Genomic DNA, 3825 nt, shown 5'->3' on the forward strand with positions numbered 1-3825 from the left:
GGCCGGCTCGCCGCCGAGCACCTGTTCGAGCAGGGCCGCCGGCGCCTCGCGTTCGTCGGCGCCCGCCAGGACGTGCGCCAGGTCAGGGAGCGTCTGGAGGGCGCCCGGCTCGCCGTCGCCGCCCACGCTTACGCGGGCGCCACCCTCGAGCTGATCTGGACCGAGCGCACCACGGCCGCCCTCGGCCTGAGCTTCGGCGAGCAGCTTGCGCGCCGCGCCCCGGGCGACAGGCCGGACGGTCTCGTGGTGTCGAACGACCACCTTGCCATCGGACTGGTGCACGGCCTCGTCTCGCGCGGCGTCCGTGTGCCCGAGGACGTCGCGGTCGTGGGCTACGACGACATCGAGTTCGCCGCGATCGCGGCGGTGCCGCTCACCTCGGTGCGCCAGCCCGCCCGCGAGATGGGCCGCACCGCCGCCGACATGCTGCTGGCGCGCATCGGCGGGACGGCGGTGCCCGAGCTCGCCAACGTCGTGTACCGGCCCGAGCTCGTGGTGCGCGAGTCGACGGTCGCCGGCGCGCGGGGCTGAAGGTCCCGAGCCGGCCCGTCACCTCGGTCGGGGCATCCGTCTGTAGCATGTCGACATCATGCAGAAAACGCTTACCGGGACGATTCGGATCGCCCAGAACCCCCGGCCCGCGCGCTCGGTGCTACGACTGCTCGCCCAGCGGCCGGGGCGCCTCGCGATCTCGCTCGTGGCGTTCGCGCTGAAGGAGATCCCGCTGTGGTTCCTGCCCGTCGTGACGGCCGAGGTCATCGACCTCGTGGCGACCGGCGGCGAGGTCTCGAGCGTGCTGTTCTGGTTCGCCATCGCCGGTGTGCTGCTGCTGCAGAACTACCCGATGCACCTCGTCTACACGCGCAACTTCATGACGGTCGTGCGCGACACCGGCGCCGAGCTGCGCAACGCGCTCGCGGCGCGGCTGCAGAGCCTGTCGATCGGATACCACTCGCGCGTGAGCTCGTCCATCGTGCAGACCAAGGTCGTGCGCGATGTCGAGAACGTCGAGATCATGCTGCAGCAGGTCACCCACCCGCTGCTGTCGTCGACGATGGTGCTCATCGGCGCCATCGCGATGACGGCGATCGCGGTGCCCGAGTTCCTGCCGGTGTACGCGCTCGCCGTGCCGATCGCACTCGGCCTGCGCTGGGCGCTCGGGCGTCGCTCGCGCGTGCGCAACGAGGTGTTCCGCCGCGAGGTCGAGGGGTTCGCAGCGCGCGTCGGCGAGATGGCGTCGCTCATACCCGTGACCCGCGCGCACGGCCTCGAGCAGACCGCCGTCTCGCGTGTGTCGGCCGGCGCCGACGGCGTGCGTCGCGCGGGCCTGCACCTCGACATGCTCAACGGCCACGTCGCGTCGATCTCGTGGGTCACGATGCAGCTGCTGGGGGTGGGATGCCTCGTGCTCGCAGCCGTCTTCGCGCTCACCGGCATCCTGCCCATCACACCCGGTGAGGTCGTGCTGCTGTCGACCTACTTCGCGCTGCTCACGCAGGGACTGACCGCGCTGCTCATGCTGATCCCGGTGGGGGCGCGGGGCATGGAGTCGATGCGGTCGATCGCCGAGGTGCTGCAGGAGCCCGACCTCGAGCAGAACGAGGGCAAGGCCACCGTCGGGCAGGTCGAGGGCCGCATCGAGCTGCACCACGTGAGCCACCGCTACGACGGGGCGGACCGGGATGCCGTCGACGACGTGTCGCTCGACATCACGGCAGGCGAGACCGTCGCGTTCGTCGGCTCGTCGGGTTCGGGCAAGTCGACGATGCTCAACCTCGTGCTGGGCTTCGTGCGCCCGACGTCGGGACGCATCCTGCTCGACGGCCGCGACACACAGGAGCTCGACCTGCGCACCGTGCGCCGGTTCGTGTCGGTCGTACCACAGGAGTCGGTGCTGTTCGAGGGGTCGATCCGCGAGAACATCGCGTACGGGCTCGACGACGTTCCCGAGTCGCGGCTGCGGCGGGCGCTGCGCGACGCGAACGCCGCGGAGTTCGTCGACACACTGCCCGAGAGCTGGGACACCGTCGTCGGCGAGCGCGGCGCGCGGCTGTCGGGCGGTCAGCGGCAGCGTCTCGCGATCGCCCGGGCACTGGTGCGCGACCCCCGAATCCTGCTGCTCGACGAGGCCACTTCGGCCCTCGACCCCGAGTCTGAGGAGCTGGTCAAGGATGCCCTCGGCCGCCTGATGGCCGGTCGCACCACCCTGGTCGTGGCGCACCGGCTCTCGACGATCCGCCGCGCCGACCGCATCGTCGTGCTCGAGCACGGCCGCATCGTCGAGCAGGGACCGCACGACGAGCTGCTCGCACGCGGCGGCCGCTACGCGCGGCTCCACGCGGCTCAGGCCGGCGCGTCGGGCTGAGCCGCGACGGGTGCGGTTTCTTCGGATCCGAAGCTCGGAGATCGGAGATCGTGACAAGTCGCCCGAATCCGCACGCCCGGCAAGACGAACGTAACGAGTCGCCAAGACCGGCGAGCCGCACAACCTTCACTGTCGGCGGGCGGGATGTGGCGAGTCGCCAGAATCTGCGGGCCCGGCGAGACGAACGTGGCGACTCGCCAAGAACCCTCGCAAGCTCTGATCGCGAGAGCCGCGAATCGTCCGTCGCGGCGCGATCGGATAGCGCTTTCCGCGCCCGACGCATAGGCTGGTGACGGATGCATCGGGCCGCGGCATCCGTCACGCCGAGGGAGTCCTGCCCATGACCAAGACACTGCGCTGCGCGATCGTGGGGACGGGCGCGATCGCCCACGCCCACGCGAAGGCGATCGCGGCGTATCCGCATGCGCAGCTCGTCGCGGTCACCGACCTGTCGCGCGAGTCCGCGACGGCGTTCGCCGCCGAGTTCGATCGACCCCGGGTGTACGACGACCTCGACGCGCTGCTCGCGGCCGAGCACCCCGATGTGGTGCACGTGTGCACGCCGCCGGTCGTGCACCGGGAGCAGTCGGTGGCGGCCTCCCGCGCGGGCGCCCACGTGATCGTCGAGAAGCCGCCGGCACCGAGTCTCGAAGAGCTCGACGACATGCGAAGGGCCGCAGCGCGCGCCGGCCGCGAGCTCGTGGTCGTGTTCCAACAGCGCACGGGCACCGCCGCGGCGCACGTGAAACGCCTGCTCGAGGACGGTGCGTTCGGACGCCCGCTCATCGCGCAGTGCCAGACGCTGTGGTTCCGCGACCCCGCATACTTCGCGGTCCCGTGGCGCGGCAGGTGGGAGACCGAGGGCGGGGGTCCGACGCTCGGCCACGCGATCCACCAGATCGATCTGCTGGCGTTCCTGCTGGGCGACTGGGAGAGCGTGCAGGCGCGCCTGTGGCGCCTGGACCGCGAGACGCAGACCGAGGATGCCTCGACCGCGACACTGACGTTCGCGAGCGGCGCGATCGCGTCGGTGGCCACGAGTGCGGTGTCGCCGCGCGAGACGAGCTCGATCCGCATCGACACGCAGCGGGCGACGATCACGGTGGATCACCTCTACGGCCACGGTCACGAGCACTGGCGGATCACTCCGGCACCGGGCTTCGAGTCCGAGGCCGCGGCGTGGGCCCTCCCCGCGACAGAGGAGCCGAGCGGGCACGACGTGCTGCTCCGAGACGTGTTCGACGCACTGCGTTCGGGCGCACCGCTGCCCGCGGTCGGCGCCGATCCGGCGCGGTCGTTCGAGCTCGTCGCGGCGATCTACGCATCGGCTGCCGAGGACGGCGCGGTCATCACGCCCGAGCGGCTGGCGGCTCATCCGACCCACCGCCGCGGCTTCGCGAGCCCGGTGACCGACCGCCGGTGAGCCGCGAGACGCCGCGGGACCCGGACGCGCCGGCGCC

Annotated in this window: 3 protein-coding genes; all 3 read left to right on the forward strand. The window is 71.8% G+C overall.

What is annotated here, in order from left to right:
- The coding region (locus EIO58_RS14105; RefSeq protein WP_164861719.1) for a substrate-binding domain-containing protein at positions 1-531 on the forward strand (531 nt) is incomplete at its 5' end.
- 58 nt (positions 532-589) lie between these two features.
- Positions 590-2365: an ABC transporter ATP-binding protein gene (locus EIO58_RS14110; RefSeq protein ID WP_127820067.1), complete on the forward strand. Its 1776-nt coding sequence runs from the start codon at positions 590-592 to the stop codon at positions 2363-2365.
- Positions 2366-2654: 289 nt separating this feature from the next.
- Complete coding sequence (locus EIO58_RS14115; RefSeq protein WP_240658865.1) at positions 2655-3788, forward strand: Gfo/Idh/MocA family protein; 1134 nt, start codon at positions 2655-2657, stop codon at positions 3786-3788.
- Positions 3789-3825: the final 37 nt, after the last annotated feature.

Source organism: Microbacterium sp. CPCC 204701 (genome assembly GCF_004010105.1).
Taxonomy (GTDB): Bacteria; Actinomycetota; Actinomycetes; order Actinomycetales; family Microbacteriaceae; genus Microbacterium.

Coding starts and splice junctions, on each gene's coding strand:
- EIO58_RS14110 (WP_127820067.1), top strand. CDS start 590: ATGCAGAAAACGCTTACCGGGACGATTCGGATCGCCCAGAACCCCCGG.